17 protein-coding genes are annotated in these 17164 nt (G+C 50.1%); 5 read left to right on the top strand and 12 right to left on the bottom strand.

The features are described 5' to 3' along the window. Window positions 1-12 precede the first annotated feature (12 nt). The 6 genes from M3194_RS07490 to M3194_RS07465 all read right to left on the bottom strand — a co-directional run bounded on the left by M3194_RS07490 (window position 13) and on the right by M3194_RS07465 (window position 6507). A complete protein-coding gene (locus M3194_RS07490) occupies window positions 13-1236 on the bottom strand; it encodes an AGE family epimerase/isomerase (protein ID WP_251652803.1) in 1224 nt (407 codons plus the stop codon). Between the two features lie 169 nt (window positions 1237-1405). After that, a complete protein-coding gene (locus tag M3194_RS07485; RefSeq protein ID WP_251652802.1) occupies window positions 1406-2410 on the bottom strand; it encodes a substrate-binding domain-containing protein in 1005 nt (334 codons plus the stop codon). A gap of 142 nt (window positions 2411-2552) precedes the next feature. Next, window positions 2553-3359, bottom strand: a complete 807-nt coding sequence (gene yjbM / locus M3194_RS07480; protein ID WP_251652801.1) for a GTP diphosphokinase — start codon at window positions 3357-3359, stop codon at window positions 2553-2555. 17 nt (window positions 3360-3376) lie between these two features. Next, the gene (locus M3194_RS07475; protein ID WP_251652800.1) at window positions 3377-4474 is read right to left on the bottom strand and encodes a quinone-dependent dihydroorotate dehydrogenase; all 1098 of its coding nucleotides are present in this window, start codon (window positions 4472-4474) and stop codon (window positions 3377-3379) included. 387 nt (window positions 4475-4861) lie between these two features. Further along, complete coding sequence (locus M3194_RS07470; protein WP_015843751.1) at window positions 4862-5098, bottom strand: ferredoxin; 237 nt, start codon at window positions 5096-5098, stop codon at window positions 4862-4864. Window positions 5099-5238: 140 nt separating this feature from the next. Then, window positions 5239-6507 carry a DNA polymerase IV gene (locus M3194_RS07465; RefSeq protein WP_251652799.1) on the bottom strand — a complete coding sequence of 423 codons (1269 nt, stop codon included), beginning with the start codon at window positions 6505-6507 and terminating at the stop codon, window positions 5239-5241. 171 nt (window positions 6508-6678) lie between these two features. Here M3194_RS07465 and cimA point away from each other — a divergent pair, with 171 nt between their 5' ends. Then, window positions 6679-8292 (top strand): citramalate synthase, encoded by a 1614-nt coding sequence (gene cimA / locus M3194_RS07460; RefSeq protein ID WP_251652798.1) that lies wholly within the window; start codon window positions 6679-6681, stop codon window positions 8290-8292. A 54-nt stretch (window positions 8293-8346) separates the two neighbouring features. Here the strand turns inward: cimA and M3194_RS07455 are convergent, their stop codons facing one another. Continuing rightward, on the bottom strand, window positions 8347-8880 hold the full coding sequence (locus M3194_RS07455) for a TlpA family protein disulfide reductase (protein WP_251652797.1): 534 nt from the start codon (window positions 8878-8880) through the stop codon (window positions 8347-8349). Between the two features lie 131 nt (window positions 8881-9011). Here M3194_RS07455 and M3194_RS07450 point away from each other — a divergent pair, with 131 nt between their 5' ends. Both M3194_RS07450 and M3194_RS07445 read left to right on the top strand, forming a co-directional pair. Continuing rightward, window positions 9012-10217: an MFS transporter gene (locus M3194_RS07450; RefSeq protein WP_251652796.1), complete on the top strand. Its 1206-nt coding sequence runs from the start codon at window positions 9012-9014 to the stop codon at window positions 10215-10217. A 66-nt stretch (window positions 10218-10283) separates the two neighbouring features. After that, a complete protein-coding gene (locus M3194_RS07445) occupies window positions 10284-10715 on the top strand; it encodes a M67 family metallopeptidase (RefSeq protein ID WP_251652795.1) in 432 nt (143 codons plus the stop codon). On the opposite strand, the gene M3194_RS07440 is transcribed toward M3194_RS07445, so the two are convergent. The 3 genes from M3194_RS07440 to M3194_RS07430 are packed head-to-tail and all read right to left on the bottom strand — an operon-like array spanning window position 10701 to window position 13919. After that, on the bottom strand, window positions 10701-11435 hold the full coding sequence (locus M3194_RS07440; protein ID WP_251652794.1) for a 3'-5' exonuclease: 735 nt from the start codon (window positions 11433-11435) through the stop codon (window positions 10701-10703). The two genes, M3194_RS07445 and M3194_RS07440, sit on opposite strands and share 15 nt — an antisense overlap. A 17-nt stretch (window positions 11436-11452) precedes the next feature. Further along, the gene (locus tag M3194_RS07435) at window positions 11453-12520 is read right to left on the bottom strand and encodes a DUF294 nucleotidyltransferase-like domain-containing protein (protein WP_251652793.1); all 1068 of its coding nucleotides are present in this window, start codon (window positions 12518-12520) and stop codon (window positions 11453-11455) included. Between the two features lie 40 nt (window positions 12521-12560). Continuing rightward, window positions 12561-13919 carry an ammonium transporter gene (locus tag M3194_RS07430; protein WP_251652792.1) on the bottom strand — a complete coding sequence of 453 codons (1359 nt, stop codon included), beginning with the start codon at window positions 13917-13919 and terminating at the stop codon, window positions 12561-12563. Window positions 13920-14244: 325 nt separating this feature from the next. Between M3194_RS07430 and M3194_RS07425 the strand changes: the two genes are divergently transcribed. Both M3194_RS07425 and M3194_RS07420 read left to right on the top strand, forming a co-directional pair. Next, window positions 14245-14703: a MerR family transcriptional regulator gene (locus M3194_RS07425; protein ID WP_285889160.1), complete on the top strand. Its 459-nt coding sequence runs from the start codon at window positions 14245-14247 to the stop codon at window positions 14701-14703. 52 nt (window positions 14704-14755) lie between these two features. Next, on the top strand, window positions 14756-15442 hold the full coding sequence (locus M3194_RS07420) for a zinc metallopeptidase (protein WP_251652791.1): 687 nt from the start codon (window positions 14756-14758) through the stop codon (window positions 15440-15442). Between the two features lie 85 nt (window positions 15443-15527). Here M3194_RS07420 and M3194_RS07415 read toward each other — a convergent pair whose 3' ends face one another. Next, window positions 15528-16454 carry a LysR family transcriptional regulator gene (locus M3194_RS07415; protein ID WP_251652790.1) on the bottom strand — a complete coding sequence of 309 codons (927 nt, stop codon included), beginning with the start codon at window positions 16452-16454 and terminating at the stop codon, window positions 15528-15530. A 33-nt stretch (window positions 16455-16487) separates the two neighbouring features. After that, a complete protein-coding gene (locus tag M3194_RS07410; protein WP_251652789.1) occupies window positions 16488-17135 on the bottom strand; it encodes a rhomboid family intramembrane serine protease in 648 nt (215 codons plus the stop codon). Between the last annotated feature and the right edge of the window lie 29 nt (window positions 17136-17164).

Here is a 17164-nt window from a genome sequence, read left to right as displayed (position 1 = left end):
GGATTAGACCTCCTATTCGTTTACGGGCTCTTTTACAAGCTTCTCGATTCTTTCCAGCGCTTCCAGACCCATTCGGCCGTTATGATAGGGGCATTTCCAAGGATCAACCTTCATCTCTTCCCCGCTTGGCTCTCCGGCCTGATTCACCTTCCAGAACCATTCACCGTTTGTTTTGTCTACCATGCAGCGATCTATGAATACCCATGTCCGATAAGCCGCCTGCAAAAAATGCGCCTGCCCCGACAGCTGATAGGCGTTCAGAAATCCAACAACCGCCTCCGCCTGCGGCCACCAGATCTTATCGGTATCGGTCCAGCCATTTGGATCTGCTTCGTTAACGATCGCTCCGTCCGTATCGACGCCTTCTTCATAGACGGCCTGCGCCATCGCAAGCGCGATTCTCTCCGTACGGCGGATCAGCTCCTGGTGACCAAGCACTTCTGCCGCCTCCGTCAGCAGCCAGCTGCCTTCAATGTCATGCCCGTAAGAGATTTCATGCGACTTCGAATGCCATGCTTCATCAAAGAACAGCTTAAAATGACGGGTCTCTTCGTCCACGATATGATCCAGCATCGTCTCGATCAGTTCCTTCAGCTTGCCCTCCAAGCGCTCAGAAGGCCATACCCGGAACAGATTCGTATACGCCTCAAGCACGTGCAAATGGGTATTCATCGATTTTTTCTCATTCAGATCCGTGTGGCTGAGGCTTAAATCATCCGTTGCTTCCCAATCGCAGCTAAGCGCTTCAATATAACCTTTGTACGATGCATCGTAGCTGTACCGCTCGACGAATTCGAATAAGCGGACAGCCTCCTGCAGAGCCTCTTCATCGGGACGAGCGCGTACATATTCAGCCAACGCGTAGATCATAAAGGCTTGACCGTAAATCTGCTTTTTCGTCTGCACCGGTTCTCCAGCATAATTCAGCAGCCAATAGTACCCTCCGTGCTCATTGTCATGGAAATGCGAGTTCAAATATTCGTAGGCCCGCTCGGCCATCTCCAGATAAGCGGTATCCTTATACTTCCGGTAGGCAGAAGCATACGTCCACAAAATCCGCGTATTCAGCACCAGCGACTTGTCAGCCTCGGCGTTTACCTTCAGCTCATTCGAAATCCCGCCAAGGAAGCCTCCGTTTCTCTCATCCCGCGTATGCTTCATCCAGAAGGAAAGTATATTTTCTTTTAATTCGCTTTCGATCTCCTGCTGCCAGCTTCTCCAATCAGGCTGCTCCACTTTCTCGCTCTCCCGTCATCGTCAGATAGATTAAGTTAACTTCATAAACAAGAATTAAGTTATCGATTAAGTTACAAACTCATTGTAAAAGGATACCGTATTTCCGTCAACAAAAAAACATGAAGCGACCGGGGTCGCTTCATGTTAATAAACATCCGTATTATATTTTCTATATCAGCTTAACAGACTCCCGATAAACCATTTTCCCTCTTACAAGTACTCGGCCGCTGCTGGTCGCATTGGTCCTGATCTTGCTCAAGACCTTGCCGACCGCTGCCCTGGCCATTTCCTTCCTGTCCACTTCAACCGTCGTTAGCCCGGGCTCGGCGAGCGTTGCATAAATATCATTGTCAAACCCAACTACCGAGCAGTCTTCGGGCACCCGAATCCCCTGCTTGCGAAGGGTTTGGATGAGCATATAGGCTACCTGGTCACAGTTGCAGACGAAGACGGTCGGCAATGGATCCGGAATAACGAAATCAATAAACCGGCCCTTCTCATCCCGGTCCTTGATGATGTAATTATCGCGCAGCGGTATGTGATGCTCCAGAAGGGATTTGTAATAGCCGAGGAATCTGTCCTGGATACTGCTTGTAGAATGCACGTTGCCGACAAATGCCAGCTCGCGGTGACCGCTGCTGATCAAATAATTCGTCATCTCGTACATGCCGTAGAAATTATCCGTAATGACGTAGTCCAGCTCCGTCTTGTCCGTATAGAAATCCAGAAACACCAGAGGGACACCCGTTTCGTGAAACGCTGAAATATACGCATTGCTCAATTGACCAAGCACAATGAACCCGTCTGCTTTCCGGTCATGGTAAATTCTAGGCAGAATCAGCTGCTCCTCGTCTTCTTCGCTCAGCATATGAAGAATGCCCGAATACTGCTCCTCCTCCAAAGCCGTGGACAGAAATTGATAGAACTGCAGATAGAACGATTGGGTCATGCTCGCGTAACGGTCGGCAATCACAACGCCTATATTATAGGAATAGCCGTCCTTTATCGCTCTTGCTGCCGTATTGTAACGGTAGCCCATTTCCTGGGCAAGCTCCTTAATCTTCTGCTTCAGCTCGTCGCTTACCCCTTCTTTATCGCTTAAAGCTTTAGACACGGTTACACTGCTCACGCCCAGCTTGTTAGCAATATCCCGCATCGTTATATTATTTTGCATGCCATGTCCTCCGGCTGTTAACTTCTCTTGTTTATCGTTAACCTTACAACGTAAAGATAGGACGGATACAAGCTTTTGTCAAATCCGCCGCAAAAAAATCCCGTGTCCTGCAAAGTGCAGAACGCGGGATTCCCGGTTGCTTTTAAGTAGTCGTGTTATTTTTCTTGGCGCGCAAGATTGCCGATTCAATGTCGACGGAGAGCTGCTTGAGGCCATACAAATCCTCCTGCTCGAACAGCTCATTAAATTTCATTTGGAATTGCGCCGCTTCTCTCACCCGGTGATAGAAGTACAGGTCCTGAATGGTGCTGAGCACCTTGGATACGACATTGGACCGTTCCTCGAAGTCGCGCTGCGCATCCAGAATTTCGTGGCGGATGCTCGACATCTCCGTATCCAGCAGAAACGCGGCTTCGGAAGCCTTCTTCAGCCGCTCCCGCACATCCTCCGGCAGGCTTTCCTTATATTTATAATTAAGCGAATGCTCAATCGTAGCCCAGAAATTCATCGCAAGCGTGCGGATCTGAATTTCGGCAAGCACGAATTTTTGACCAAGCGCCGTCTGTACCGGATATTCCACAATCATATGGTAGCTGCGGTAGCCGCTGTCCTTGAAATTCGTAATGTAGTCCTTCTCGTAGACAAGCGACAAATCCTTCCGCGTCCGGATGAACCCGGCAACGCGGTGAATATCGTCCACGAACTGACACATAATCCGAATGCCGGCGATATCCTCGATGCCTTTTTCCAGCTGATCCGCGGGAACGCTAAGCCGCCTTGCCTTCTCCAGTATGCTTGATACTTTTTTGACACGACCGGTAACGAACTCGATCGGAGCGTACGCCTCGCGCATCTTAAGCTCAACCCGCATCGTCTTTAACTTTACCTTTAACTCTTCTACTGCTTGCTCATAAGGCTGCAAAAAAAGATTCCAATCTCTACCATCCATCCGGCCGCCTCCTGTTCCTATCGATGATCTGCGCCCACTGCCTCCGATATATTACGGTAGCCGTCTTTACGCAAGCGTTCTTTCAAGCCGTTCGTCAGTTCGCGGAGTACTCCCGGACCTTTATAGATCAATGCGGTATAAATTTCTACGAGCGAGGCTCCGGCGCGGATTTTATCATAAGCGTCATCCGCCGTGAATATTCCGCCCGAACCAATGATCGGGAGCTTGCCTTCCGTCATGCGGTACACCGCCCTCACAACCTCCGTTGAGCGCTCGGTTAACGGCGCTCCGCTTAAGCCGCCCGTTTCCTTAGCATTCGGATGCGTAAGTCCTTCTCTTGAAATCGTCGTATTCGAAGCAATAATGCCCGCTACGCCGCTGTCTTTAATTGTCGAGACGGTAAGCTCAAGCTGCTCGTCCGTCATATCAGGAGCAATCTTCACCAGAACCGGCTTTGCTTTGCTACCTAATTTCGACGCCTGAAGTCCGATTTCCTCCAACACCTCGCCAAGAAGCGTACGCAGCTCATCGCCATGCTGCAGCGCGCGCAAATCGGGGGTGTTCGGGGAACTGATGTTTACGACAAAGAAATCGCCATGCGGATATAACACTTGTATGCACGAACGGTAATCTTCGTGAGCCCGTTCATTTGGCGTTGCTTTATTTTTACCGACGTTTACGGCAATCGGAATCCGGTGAATCTTGCGCTGCGACAGCTTGCTTGCCATTGCTTCGGCGCCTTCGTTATTAAAGCCCATCCGGTTGATCAGCGCCTCATCGGACGGAAGGCGGAACAAGCGCGGCAGCTCGTTGCCCGGCTGTCCTTTTGGCGTTACCGTGCCGACTTCGGCAAATCCGAAGCCAATGCTGGAAAAGCCGTCCGCAGCTACGCCGTTCTTGTCCAGGCCGGCTGCAAGACCTACCGGATGCGGGAAATGAATGCCGAACAGATCCACGGCGAGTTCAGGCGCATCAGCTACGCCATACATGGCATGCAGCATGCTGTTCATGCCCGGAAAGCTTCCGGCTGTATGCAGTCCGTCTATGACGAGATGATGGGCCTTTTCAGGATCCATTTTGAAAAATACCGGTTTAAGAATAGAAGAATAAAGCAAGATTACACACTCCGTTTCAAGTTGTCTTTCCTATCTGACAGTTTATCTTTTTTATAAGAAAAAGAAAAGGGCAGCACCCGTGCGCAAGGCCTATCCAAATGTTGCAGCAGCACAAGAAACCGATTACAATGAGGGTATATGGTAACCATTTTTCCCACGGAAAGGTTGATTGATGATGAGCACAGCCAAACGGAAAGCTCCCGCTATGAAAACGAAGCCAAAAGAAGAGGTAAACATTAAGGCGCTGGCATGGATCGGTTCGATCGTCGTTGTCATCATTGCCGCCGTTGCCGTTCTTCTCATCCTCAATCAATAGTAACCAGCGACGCACAAAAAACTCCATGCTCTCAGCGGAAGCTGAAATGGCATGGAGTTTATTATTGCAACTTACATATTGAACGGGTCGTCGGCAATCTTGATCGAATCTGTCGGGCAGCCGTCGCAAGCATCTTGCAAGTCGTCGTACAGATCTTCAGGAATTTCTGTATTACCATGGTTGCCGTCGTTTCCGAAGATGACTTCAGCAATACCTTCATCGTCATAATCATAAATATCTGGTGCTGTAGCGCCGCAAGCTCCGCATGCGATACAGGTGTCTTTCTCTACCCATGTAAATTTAGCCATTGGTATTCCCTCCCACAAAAAAAATAGACATAAAAATGCTTCTGCAAACGTCGTGATGTTCGCTAAAATTTTTGTAAACCTTCACTCATCAATATATAACAAACCGTCCACCTTGGCAACAAGCTATGCCTATACAATTGTTACATATCATCCTTTTGAAGCGAAGTTCCGCGCAATCTTTTATTGCGGATAAGCACCGACGGATCATCCCCCAGCATTCCCGCTGTCAGCACCGCGTTCTCGCCGAATTTGTCCCGCAAAACATCCATCGTTTTCGTCAGGGCTTCCTTGCGCGGCTGCTCCTTGTAATCGAATAAATCGAGCTGGACAGCCGTCTCTTCCTCCGCCGTCAGATTCTGCAGGGTAACGCCAAGCAAGCGGGCAGGCTCATTCCCCGGCCAATGCTCATCAAACAGCCGGCAGGCCTCGTGATAAATGACATCCGTCGAATGAGTGGGTGCCCGAAGCGTGCTGGAACGCGTTATAGTGGCCATATCCGGCTTTCGGATCGTAATCTGGACGGTTAATGCCATCAGCTTCTGCCGGCGCAGTCTGCGGGCTGTCTGGTCTGCCAGATTGAGCAGGATGCGATGGGCATCCTCCCGGACCGTCACATCATACGGCAAGGTGGTCGTGTGCCCAATCGACTTGCTCTGCTCCCGGTCTGCCCGAACCTCGGAGGGATCAATGCCATGAGCCGCCGACTTCATCCAGGTTCCATACGTGCCGAACTGACGGATAAGCAGCTCTTCGTCCGCGGCGGCAAGCTGGCCGATTGTCCGGATACGCAGCCTCTCCAGCTTATCCGCCGTTTTCTTCCCGATCCCGTGCAGCACGTCACATGGTTTATCCCACAATACATGGGGAACATCCCGCAGCCTTAGCACGGTGAGGCCGTTCGGCTTTTTCATGTCGGAAGCCATCTTGGCGAGCAGCTTGTTGGGAGCAACTCCTATCGAGCATGGAAGCGTCCATTCTTCAGCGATCCGCTTCTGCAGCACCTCGGCAATCTCAAGGGGCGAACCGAAGATTTTGGAACCGGTTATATCCATATAACACTCATCGATCGAGATCGGCTCCACCAGCGGCGTATACTCCTTTGCGATGCTCATAAACCCGCGCGAATACTTGCGGTAGAGGTCAAAATCCGGCTGAATGATAATCAATGCGGGGCAAATCCGCATCGCCTGCCTGACGGTCATGCCCGTCTTAATCCCTTTACTTCGAGCAGCATAAGAACAAGTGACAATAATGCCTTTGCGGAGTTCGACGCTTCCGGCAACCGCCGTTGGCTTCCCTTTATATTTCTCTGGTTCCTCCGCTTCGTGCACGGAGCAATAGAAGGCATTCATATCCAAATGAAGAATGACGCGCCCTTTGGCCGGATAATCTTTGTGTACGTCCGCCATAGCCAGTAATCACCTTCCTACACCTCCCAGCATACCGCTCAGCGGGAAGGGCCGTCAAATCAAGCATATGCGGCAAAAAAAATCTGTGCTCCTCTCTACATTCTAATCAACAAGTGTTATAATAGTTAATTATATTTGTAGGCGATCAGTGAAGAAGGAGGCGTCCCGGCTATGACAACATCAATAAAAATATTTGATACTACGCTGCGCGACGGTACGCAAGGCGAAGGGATCAGCCTGTCAGCAGATGATAAGCTCAAAATTGCTCAAAAACTTGACGCTCTCGGCGTTCATTATATTGAAGGCGGGAATCCTGGAAGCAACGGCAAAGATATTGAGTTTTTCCAACGGGTTAAGAGCTTAAATCTGCAATCGAAAATTACGGCATTTGGCAGCACGCGCCGTAAATTCAGCCAGGCTGATCAAGATTCTTCCCTCGTGCGAATCGCGGAATCCGGCGTACCGGCAGCTACGCTTGTAGGCAAATCGTGGGATTTCCACGTGCATACGGCTTTGCAGACAACGCTCGAAGAGAATTTATCCATGGTTTACGATTCCATCGCTTACTTGAAGCATAGAGGAATGGAAGCGCTCTTTGATTCCGAGCATTTCTTCGACGGCTACAAGAACAATCCGGAATACGCGGTAGCGGTACTGCGGAAAGCCCAGGATGCGGGTGCGGACTGGCTTGTTCTTTGCGATACCAATGGCGGCACCCTGCCGGGAGAGATTCACGAAATTGTGAGCCGCATTCGTCAGGAGCTGACCGCGCCCATCGGCATACATACCCACAATGACTGCGAGCTGGCGGTAGCCAATTCCCTGGCAGCCATTCAAGCGGGCGCGCGACAGGTGCAGGGCACAATTAACGGCTATGGCGAGCGCTGCGGCAACGCGAATCTGTGCTCGATCATTCCGAATCTTCAGCTCAAGATGGGATATGACGTTATTCCGGAAGAGAAGCTTCGCACCTTGACGGGAACGGCCCGTTACGTGAGCGAGATTGCCAACGTTAACATGCCGGTCGGCCAAGCCTTCGTAGGCAACGCGGCATTCGCTCATAAAGGCGGCATTCACGTCTCGGCGATCATGAAGGATTCCAAGACTTACGAGCATATCGAGCCGGAGCTTGTCGGCAATAAGCAGCGTATCCTCGTCTCCGAGCTTGCGGGCCAATCGAACATCATTTCGAAAGCCCAATCGCTTGGATTGGATATAAACGCCAATAACGAGCAAACCAAGTCCATTATGGATCACATCAAGGAGCTTGAACATCAGGGCTATCAATTCGAAGCCGCGGATGCATCCCTTGAGCTTCTTCTCCGCAATGCTTTCGGAGAACCAATCGAAGTATTCAAGGTGGATTCGTTCAAAGTACTGATGGAAAGCACAAGCGGGCAAATGAATTCGGAAGCCATTGTGAAGCTGAACGTTGACGGCCAGCAGGTCTATACGGCTGCCGAAGGCAACGGTCCGGTCAATGCCCTGGATAACGCGCTGCGCAAAGCGCTTGTCCAGTTCTATCCGAAGATTGAAGAAATTCATCTTTCCGACTATAAGGTTCGCGTATTCGATGAGAAAGATGCAACCGCCGCTAAGGTACGCGTCCTTGTGGAATCCTCCAATGTAGAGAATACATGGAGCACGGTAGGCGTATCCAGCAACGTTATCGAAGCAAGCTGGGAGGCACTCGTTGACAGTATCCGTTATGCCCTGCTTAATATGGAGAAGTCAAACACAGCACCTTCCGACAATTCCGAGCGTATCGGCGTTGTTAACCATTAATCCACCAACAAAACGCCCGGCAGACCTCTGCCGGGCGTTTCTATTTGAAGAGATTCAGCTGTACTGCTCAATCAGGCGTTCCCACTCGTCTAGGGTTATGACGCCATTGATCCGCTCGCGAATGACGCCGGAGGAATCAATAAGGAAGGTTGTCGGGAAAGTATCCACCTTGTACGTATTCGTCACATCCCCTTTCCGGTCCATCAGGATCGGGAACGTAAACTCATGATCGACCACAAACTGCCTTGCGGCTCTTTCCTTGTCAAACTTCGTAGCATTAACGCCGTAAAAGGCTATCTTATCCCCGTATTTCTCGTACAGCTTTTGCAGATCAGGCGCTTCCAGCTCGCACGGTCCGCACCAGGATGCCCAGAAATTAACGAAGGTGAGCTTGTCCTGCTTGCCGCCTATGGCATAGCTTTTCTCATCCAGACCCGGCAATTCGAAAGTCACGGCCTCGGAGCCGGCTTTTGGTTTAAAGCCTGACGCTGCAGCCGTAACGTTTGCTTCATCCTTTGCGACATATTGATACACCGCCAGCCCTGCCAGTACAAAGGCTGCGATAAACAGCATCGTAGCGCGCTTCATGATGTCCCTTCTTTCATCTTCATTTCTATATTATGCCTATCGTAACACGGCGGAGAATGGAAGCTCAAGACGAGGGGCACATTAGCCATGAAAAAGTCAAAGTCACCTTCAGGATCGGAGGCTATTTCTTCATGGCCGAACACAAATGGCTGCAGTATATCGCATTCGCTTCGGTTCCGCTTGTCCTTGTACTCGGGAATTCCATGCTCGTGCCGATATTACCTGACCTCGCCAAGAAAATGGAGCTGACCGAGCTTCAATCCAGCCTTGTTATCACTTTATTTTCGGTCAGCGCCGCTATTTTCATACCAGCTATTGGTTACTTATCGGACCGGTTCCGCAGAAAGGCTATTATTATTCCTTCTCTGGCCGTATACGGCGCTGCAGGAATCGTGGCGGGCTTTGCCGCCGTCTGGGGCTCCTATTGGCTCCTTATCTCCTCTCGCGCATTGCAGGGCCTTGCCGCGGCGGGAACAGCCCCCATTGCGATGGCTCTTGTCGGAGATATGTATAAGGACGGTCAGGAAAGCGAAGCCCTTGGAATAATTGAAGCCTCGAACGGAGCAGGCAAGGTCGTAAGTCCGATTCTCGGGTCAGCGCTTGCGCTTATCGTGTGGTATGCGCCGTTTTTTGCTTTTCCTTTCTTTTGCGCGGCATCGCTCGCCGCCGTGTGGTTCTTCATTAAAGAACCGGAATCCAAAACCGAGCCTTTAAAGCTCAAGCAATACTTAAAGGATATGAGGCAAATATTCCGCGAGAAAGGCCGATGGCTCATTACCGCTTATTGCACGGGAGCGCTAGGATTGTTCCTGCTGTTTGGCGTCCTCTTTTATTTGTCGGATCTGCTGGAGAAGCCCCCCTATTCGATTGACGGCGTACTGAAGGGCTGCATCCTGGCTATTCCGCTGCTTGGCCTCGTGATTACCGCTTATCTGACTGGCCATTCCATTAAAAAAGACGGCAAAAAAATGCGCCGTTTTATCCTTATCGGCTTATCGCTCATGAGCGCCGCCTTAATCGGCTGCCTGTTCAGCTATTGGCTCATTTATGTCTTTATCGGCTTTATTACAATAAGCAGCGTAGGCACAGGCTTGCTGCTCCCATGCTTGAATACATGGATCACCGGCTCTGTAGACCGGTCTCATCGGGGTATCGTGACTTCGTTTTACAGCAGCCTGAGATTCTTTGGCGTTGCTGCGGGACCACCGCTGTTCAGCTGGCTGGCCGATCGTTCCGTTACGGTGCTGTTTATTCTATTGGCCGTATTGGCAATTGCTGCCCTGCTCTTCGCGATCCGGCTGCTTCATCCGGAGAAAACCGCTAATCCGGCTAGCTAAAGCTTTCATATCCCTTGTATAATGGGCAATAACTGTATCCTGCACCGAAAGGAAGCATTCGCCTAGATGCAAGCAATCGCCATTACCCACCAAGCACACAAGCAATTATTGCGTTTGTGCAGCCTTGCCCTCCCTCGGGAAGCTTGCGGAGTCCTCGCGGGCACAGAGGCCGCTGAAGCCGGCCATGCAACGGTTACCGATATTCGCTCCATTACGAATGTTCACGAGGATCCCCTGCGTTCTTTCCGGTTTCACCCGGGCGAATGGGTATCCGCTTATTACGACATGCAAAAAAACCGACAGTCGCTCGTCGGTTTTTTCCACTCCCATCCAACCTCCTCCGCCTTACCGTCTAAGCGCGATACGCTTGGTCTGCCGGCTTCGGATCGTCAGATCTCCTATTGGATCATCTCTATGGCGGGCAGCGCGGATCCATTCGTCCAGCCTTATCTGCTGGAGAACGGGACCTTCCGCCCTCTTGCGTTAATGCTTGCTTAAATAAGCGTATAAATCCCCTAATGTAGTGATATTCCGGTCTAAAATCCGGATGAGGAACTGCTGCCACAGCTTTGCCGTCATGATCGAATCATGCAGCGCATGGTGACGCTCCGTGATTGGAATCCCAAAGTCCTCGAGCAGATCATCAAGCGCATAGGAAGCCCGCTTCGGCTCCAGCCATTTGGCAACCAGCATCGTGTCGAGCACCCTGTGATTCAAGCTGATCTTGGAGGTTCTCCATAACGCAGCATTCAGAAACTGCTTGTCGTGACCGGCAGCATGCGCAATCAGGAGCCTTCTTCCGATAAACTCCATAAAGTCATGCAGAACCTGAATCAGATCCGGCGCATCCTCCACCATCTCGTTTGTTATTCCCGTTAACTCTATGATTTGCCGCGGAATTCGGCGTTTCGGATTCACGAGACTATAGAACTGTCTAGGCTCGTTAAGCTCAAGCCCTTTCATATGGACAGCTCCAAACGAGATGATCTCATCCCCGTTCGATGGATAGAAACCGGTCGTCTCCAAATCAAAAACGACAATATCCAGTTCCTTCAGCGGCATATCCAGCATGGACTGTTTGCGCTGCTCCTTGTTGATAGAACGTATAAATGCCATCTGCTGAGCATTTTGCGAGCCCAGCATAGAGGCAAGAGCAGGCGTAAAACCTCCCATTTTATACAAGTTCCACATCCGCCCGACGCCTTTTGGTTCCTTCATTTCCCTTCACCACCGCCTTACCTCAGCCTGCCCGTTGTACGTTTGAATACCTTCCGCTGCAGCCTCTTCCCGGTCCTCAGCGAACTTTTCAGTTCCTCGGTCATTTCCCTCGACAAGCTCCGGCTGGAGAGCTTCCCGTTATTGGCGTACAGACCGTCCTCGTTCTGCTCCGTTGTCATCAACCGCAGACGGAGAAACAGCCGGAAAGCCTGTTCATACGACGCCGCTTCTTCCGATAGCAATTGATCATGCATAGCAAGCGCCCGAATCCTCGATAACGTTGACGTATCCCGAATGCCTGCTTGAAGAGCCAATAACCGAATCGCGTTAACAAGCGGGATATACGCGCCGTATTTAATATCAAGACTGCCCGCATCCGATCCATATTGCTCCTTCAGCAAATGGCCGAATAATCCGAGCAGCACCTTATGGCGCATCGTATTATCGAGCATCCGCCTCGTAATATTCGGATATTCGATTACATTATTGAAATAATGATCCTTTAGTTCAAAGGCCAGACGATGATCGCCATATACCGATCGTCCGTCAGCCATAATTAACAAGTACCGAACGGCTTCCCAGGCCGGCTCCGCAAACCAGTCATTCAGCTTGACCTTCCATTCGGTTAACGACATACACCACTCCGGGTTATTGCTCAGCACATTGCCCTCGCATAACGGATAGCCGGACTGTTGCAAAATCGAGACGATGTTTGAGGTTAGTTGCTGAAAATAAGCCCTGGCCTCCTCCGAATCCATAACGGAGTCTTCATAAACAATGCCGCTGTCCTGATCACTCGACAGCGTCTGTTCCTGACGTCCTCCGCTGCCGAACAATAGATACGCGTAAGGCACGGGGGGAGAACCCATCCCCAACCGTGCCATTTCCGCTTCCGCTAGTATGATAGAGCGGCATATCACCGAATCATGCAGCTCATTTAATTGTTCGTTGAATTGTTCGACCGGACTCATTTGGAGAATACCTTTCATATGCTCGTGTACTTGATCCCGCAAACTGCGCAGTACATTCACGTTATCGGCTTTGCCGATTTGCTTCAGAAGCTGCACACGTACCGGATCGCCCATCCGCCGCCTCTCCCCTCAGGTCAGTCCAACAAACCTAACATTAACCTTGGATGCCTTGACCTTTTTTAAGTTGCTCAGGATAACCATAAGCGCCATGCTCACTAAGGTCAAGACCGATAATTTCTTGCTCTTCCGTTACGCGGAAGCCGATTGTTGCTTTGATAATGAACAGTACCAGGAACGATGCAGCCAGAACGAATGCTCCGCACACCAATACCGACAGCGCTTGAACGCCCAGTTGGTGCCAGCTGCCCGTATCAATCAGACCGCCTTGACCTACGCCTACTTTAGAAGCAAGCTCATCCGTTGCGAAGATACCGTTAGCCAGCGTACCCCAGATACCAGCGGCGCCGTGTACGGACATTGCGTAGATCGGATCGTCGACTTTGATTTTTTCGAAGAATTTCGCGCTGTAGAATACGAGCACGCCAGCTACCAGACCAATAACTACCGCAGCCCATGGCTCTACGAATGCACAAGATGCCGTAATGGCAACGAGACCGGCGAGCGTACCGTTCAGCATAGTTGTGATATCCGCTTTGCCGTTAACCGCCCACGAAATCAGAAGGGCCGCAACTGCGCCAGCGCCTGCACCCAGCATGGTAGTAAAGCCTACATAACCAAAGAAGCCGTCGCCGATTGCAAGAGTAGAACCAGCGTTGAAGCCGAACCAGCCAACCCACAGCAGCAATACGGAAAGTGCCGTAAACACTTGGTTGTGACCGGAAATTTCGTTAGCAGAGCCGTCTTTGTTGTATTTGCCAATCCGCGGTTTCAGCAATACCGTTGCCGCGAATGCCGCAATTGCGCCGGACAAGTGAACAACCGTCGAGCCTGCAAAGTCTTGCGCGCCGTCTTTTGCAAGCCAGCCGCCGCCCCAGATCCAGTGAGCCACGATAGGATAGATAACACCAATAAAGACAATCGTAAAGATGAAGTAAGAGGACAATTTAGCGCGTTCTGCGAAGCCGCCCCATGCGATGGACAGGGATACAACCGCGAAAGCCAATTGGAACAGGAAGAACAATGTAGTAGGTAGTCCGTCATCCACACTTATAATAGAAGGATCAAACAGGAAATCGCCAAAGCCGATAAATCCGTTAATCGAGCTGTCAGCTCCAAATGCGAAGCCATAACCAACGGCCCAGTAAATCAATGCTGCAAGGCCTGCTGTAAAGATTGTTTTGCCGGCCACGTGGCCTGCGTTTTTCATTCGTGTGGAACCTGTTTCTAATAGAATAAAGCCGCCTTGCATGAGCAATACGAGCACGAAGGCTACCATTACCCAAAGCGAGTTAATTCCCATGTTAAGTGTTCCTGCCGTCGGGTCATCGGCAAACGCCATTGCCGGAAACACCAAACATAATGCAGCTAAAGTTAACACCATTTTCTTAATCAATACGACCACTCCCTTAATGTGATGTTTACTAACATGTTAGGAAAGACTTAATGTCATTATAGTCAGAAGCACCTAATTTGACAATATATAATCTTCTAAATCAGAAAAAAAATCTAACGTTCGTGTCTAAAAACGAACGGAATGTTAAGTTTTTTCACAAATGAGCTAGGGAATTGGTTCTATTGCCTATATATTCTTCGCATTTTGAGTCTATTACTTTTGAATCAGAATTTACTATCTTTCAATAATGAGGCGAAATTTGTACATTCATGTAACACGTTTGACTGTACGGTTACTTTCCGATTATGATTAAGGAACAGTATTATTGAAAGAAGGTGGAGAGATTGGGGATACGAAGCTTTATCGTATAGGTGAGCTTGCCAAGTTAGCGAATGTCAGCTCCAGGACGATTGATTACTACACTTCCATGGGCCTAATAGAACCATCGGAACGTTCCGCCAAAAACTATCGCTTATATCAAGATGAAACTTTAGTCAGACTCAAACGTATCGAACAAATGAAGCAAGAAAAATATACGCTGGACGAAATCAGGGAAGCTTTGGAGGGCTGGAGCAAGATTACGGCCGAGGAGCAGGTTTCTCAGAAGCTTACGGATCTGCAGCATCATTTAAGCCAGCTGGAGCGCGAAGTAAAAGAGCTGGAGCCCGTGATCAAGCAGCTGAAGCCGAGACAAGCGAATCGCCTGTATACGCGCCTCATGCCCCAAACCGCAGCTTGTATCGAAGCGTTAATGCTTCTTATTAACAAGGGACCCTTCATGTAAGCATTTGTCCCATCGATGCAAACCCTGATTATTCTAATGGAGGTATGATCACATGTTTTTTCACCCTATGGACTTCCTTATCCTGATCGCGTTCGCTCTATCCATATGGGCGCAGTTTCGGGTGAAAGGAACGTTTAACAAATGGGCCGGCGTACCAACAACCTATGGCATGACCGGTTACCAGGCAGCAAGACGAATGCTGGATGCCAATGACTTGCATGACGTGCCTATCGAGCCTGTGCGCGGCACCTTGTCGGACCACTACGATCCGATTCACCGCGTAGTAAGATTGTCCGAGCAGGTCTATTATGAAAGCTCGATCTCCGCGGTTGCGGTTGCTTGTCACGAAGTTGGTCACGCCATTCAGCACAAGGTACATTATCCGATGCTTGTGCTTCGCCACCGGATCTTCCCGGTCGTCAACATCGCATCTGGTATTGCACCGTTTCTGCTCATTGCCGGATTCCTGTTCCACGCAATGAACCTGGTCGGACTCGGCATCATCTTCTTCTCGGTTGCCGTCGCCTTCCAAGTGATCACCTTGCCGGTTGAGTTTAACGCAAGTAACCGCGCACGTGATCTGATGGTTGCCGAAGGCTTTATTACCAACGAAGAAGAACGCGGCGTAGCGAAGGTGCTGAACGCAGCTGCCCTGACTTATGTAGCAGCAGCGCTGATCTCCTTGCTGGAGCTGGTCAAATACATTATGATCTTCACGTCCTCGAACAATGATGATTAAATGAACAAAAGGGATGTCCCATCCGTCACTAAATGACGTTGGTACATCCCTTTTTTATTAGCCGATATTTAGAAACGGCAATTACCTAAGTGATTACCGTTTCCGTTTTTCCCTGCTTATCTTCAAGCTCGTTAAAATATCTTAATAAGAAGCTGTGGAACACTTTAGCCACAAGCGGCATTTTTTCGTTCGAACGATGAATGATGCCGATATTTCTCGTTACCCTTGGTGACCGTATGCGGACCTTTGCCGATTGCAGCACCCCGGTATGATACAAAGCCATCTCCGGCAGCAGACTTACCCCCATGCCGGCCGCAACCAGTCCTCTGATGGTCTCAGTCTCTTCGCCTTCAAAACCGATCTTTGGGGTAAATCCGGCCTCCTGACAGGCTTCCCATACAATTGGCCGCAAGGAGTAGCCTTCGCTGAACATGACAAAAGTATCGTCCTGCAGCTGGTTGAGATCAATCTCCTGTTCACCCGCCAGCGGGTGATTAGGCGGAAGTATCGCGTAGAGCTCCTCCGTTAGCAGCACTTGACCGCATACCTGCTCATGCTCATCCGGAAACGGCGAGATGAAGGCCAGATCAATCTCTCCCTTCACCATGTCTCGAATCAAGGAAGGGTACATGCCCTGACGGAAGCGGAATTTGACATTAGGATGAAGCTTGCGGAAGGATGCCACGACCTGAGGAACGACGGATACGCCGAGGCTATGCGGGAAGCCCAGACGAATCTCCCCTTTTTCCGGATCCATAAACTCGTGGATCTCCACTACGGCCTTCTCCAGATCCTCGAGAATGACTTCCGCACGCTTAAGAAACAATTGTCCAACCGGCGTCAGCTGCAGATTGCGCCCTTTCTGCAAGAACAGTTTAACTCCCAGCTCCTCTTCAAGCTGATGAATTTGACGGCTGACTGCAGATTGCGCAACATGCAGCTCTTCTGCCGCTTGCGTCACGTGTTCTTTTTTGGCAACCTTCACAAAATAATAAAGCTGTCGTAGTTCCATAATGTCTCCTTATCTCTCCCGTACATCCTGATTCTAATACATGCGCCGTTTCTTCGTCATAGCGCGGTCTAATAAACCATACAGCAGGAAACCTGCGACTCCTCCGCCTACATGCCCTAGCAGGCTTACGCTAGGCGTAATCAGCGAGTAGACAAGACCAAAGGCGAGAATGATATATACTGTTTTCCGCGAGCCTGGATCAAGCCACGCTTTGCGGAATAATGCGATGTATAGAAAAGCTCCGAATACTCCGTATATAGCCCCGGAAGCTCCGGTAGATAAATAAATGGTCTGCTCGTTGCCGAACAATCCATGCACGGCTCCGGTAAGCAGATTTGCGATAATACCGCATAGCAGATAAAAAACAGCGTATTTTACCGGCTTGAGCAGCTTCTCCAGGGGTGGTGCAAACACAAGGATCGAGAACATGTTAAAGAAGATATGCTGCATGCTGGAGTGCATAAACATCGAGGTAACAAGCCGCCACGGCTCATCCAATCCATACGGATTATCCGGCATAAAGCTGACAAACGCGCCTGTCTGAACCAAATGATATCCGTCGTTAATATCCCCTGTCACGGCCGTTACGATGAAATAAACGAGATTAAGCGCAATGATGACGGAAGTAACCGGATAGGCGCGCAGATATCCGCGAAAGCTTTCATATCTTAAGAAAATCATTACGAATCTCCCCTTCCAACCATTGGACA

It is taken from the genome of Paenibacillus glycanilyticus, from assembly GCF_023715145.1.
GTDB lineage: Bacteria > Bacillota > Bacilli > Paenibacillales > Paenibacillaceae > Pristimantibacillus > Pristimantibacillus glycanilyticus_A.
This window is presented reverse-complemented; position numbering and strand designations above follow the sequence as displayed.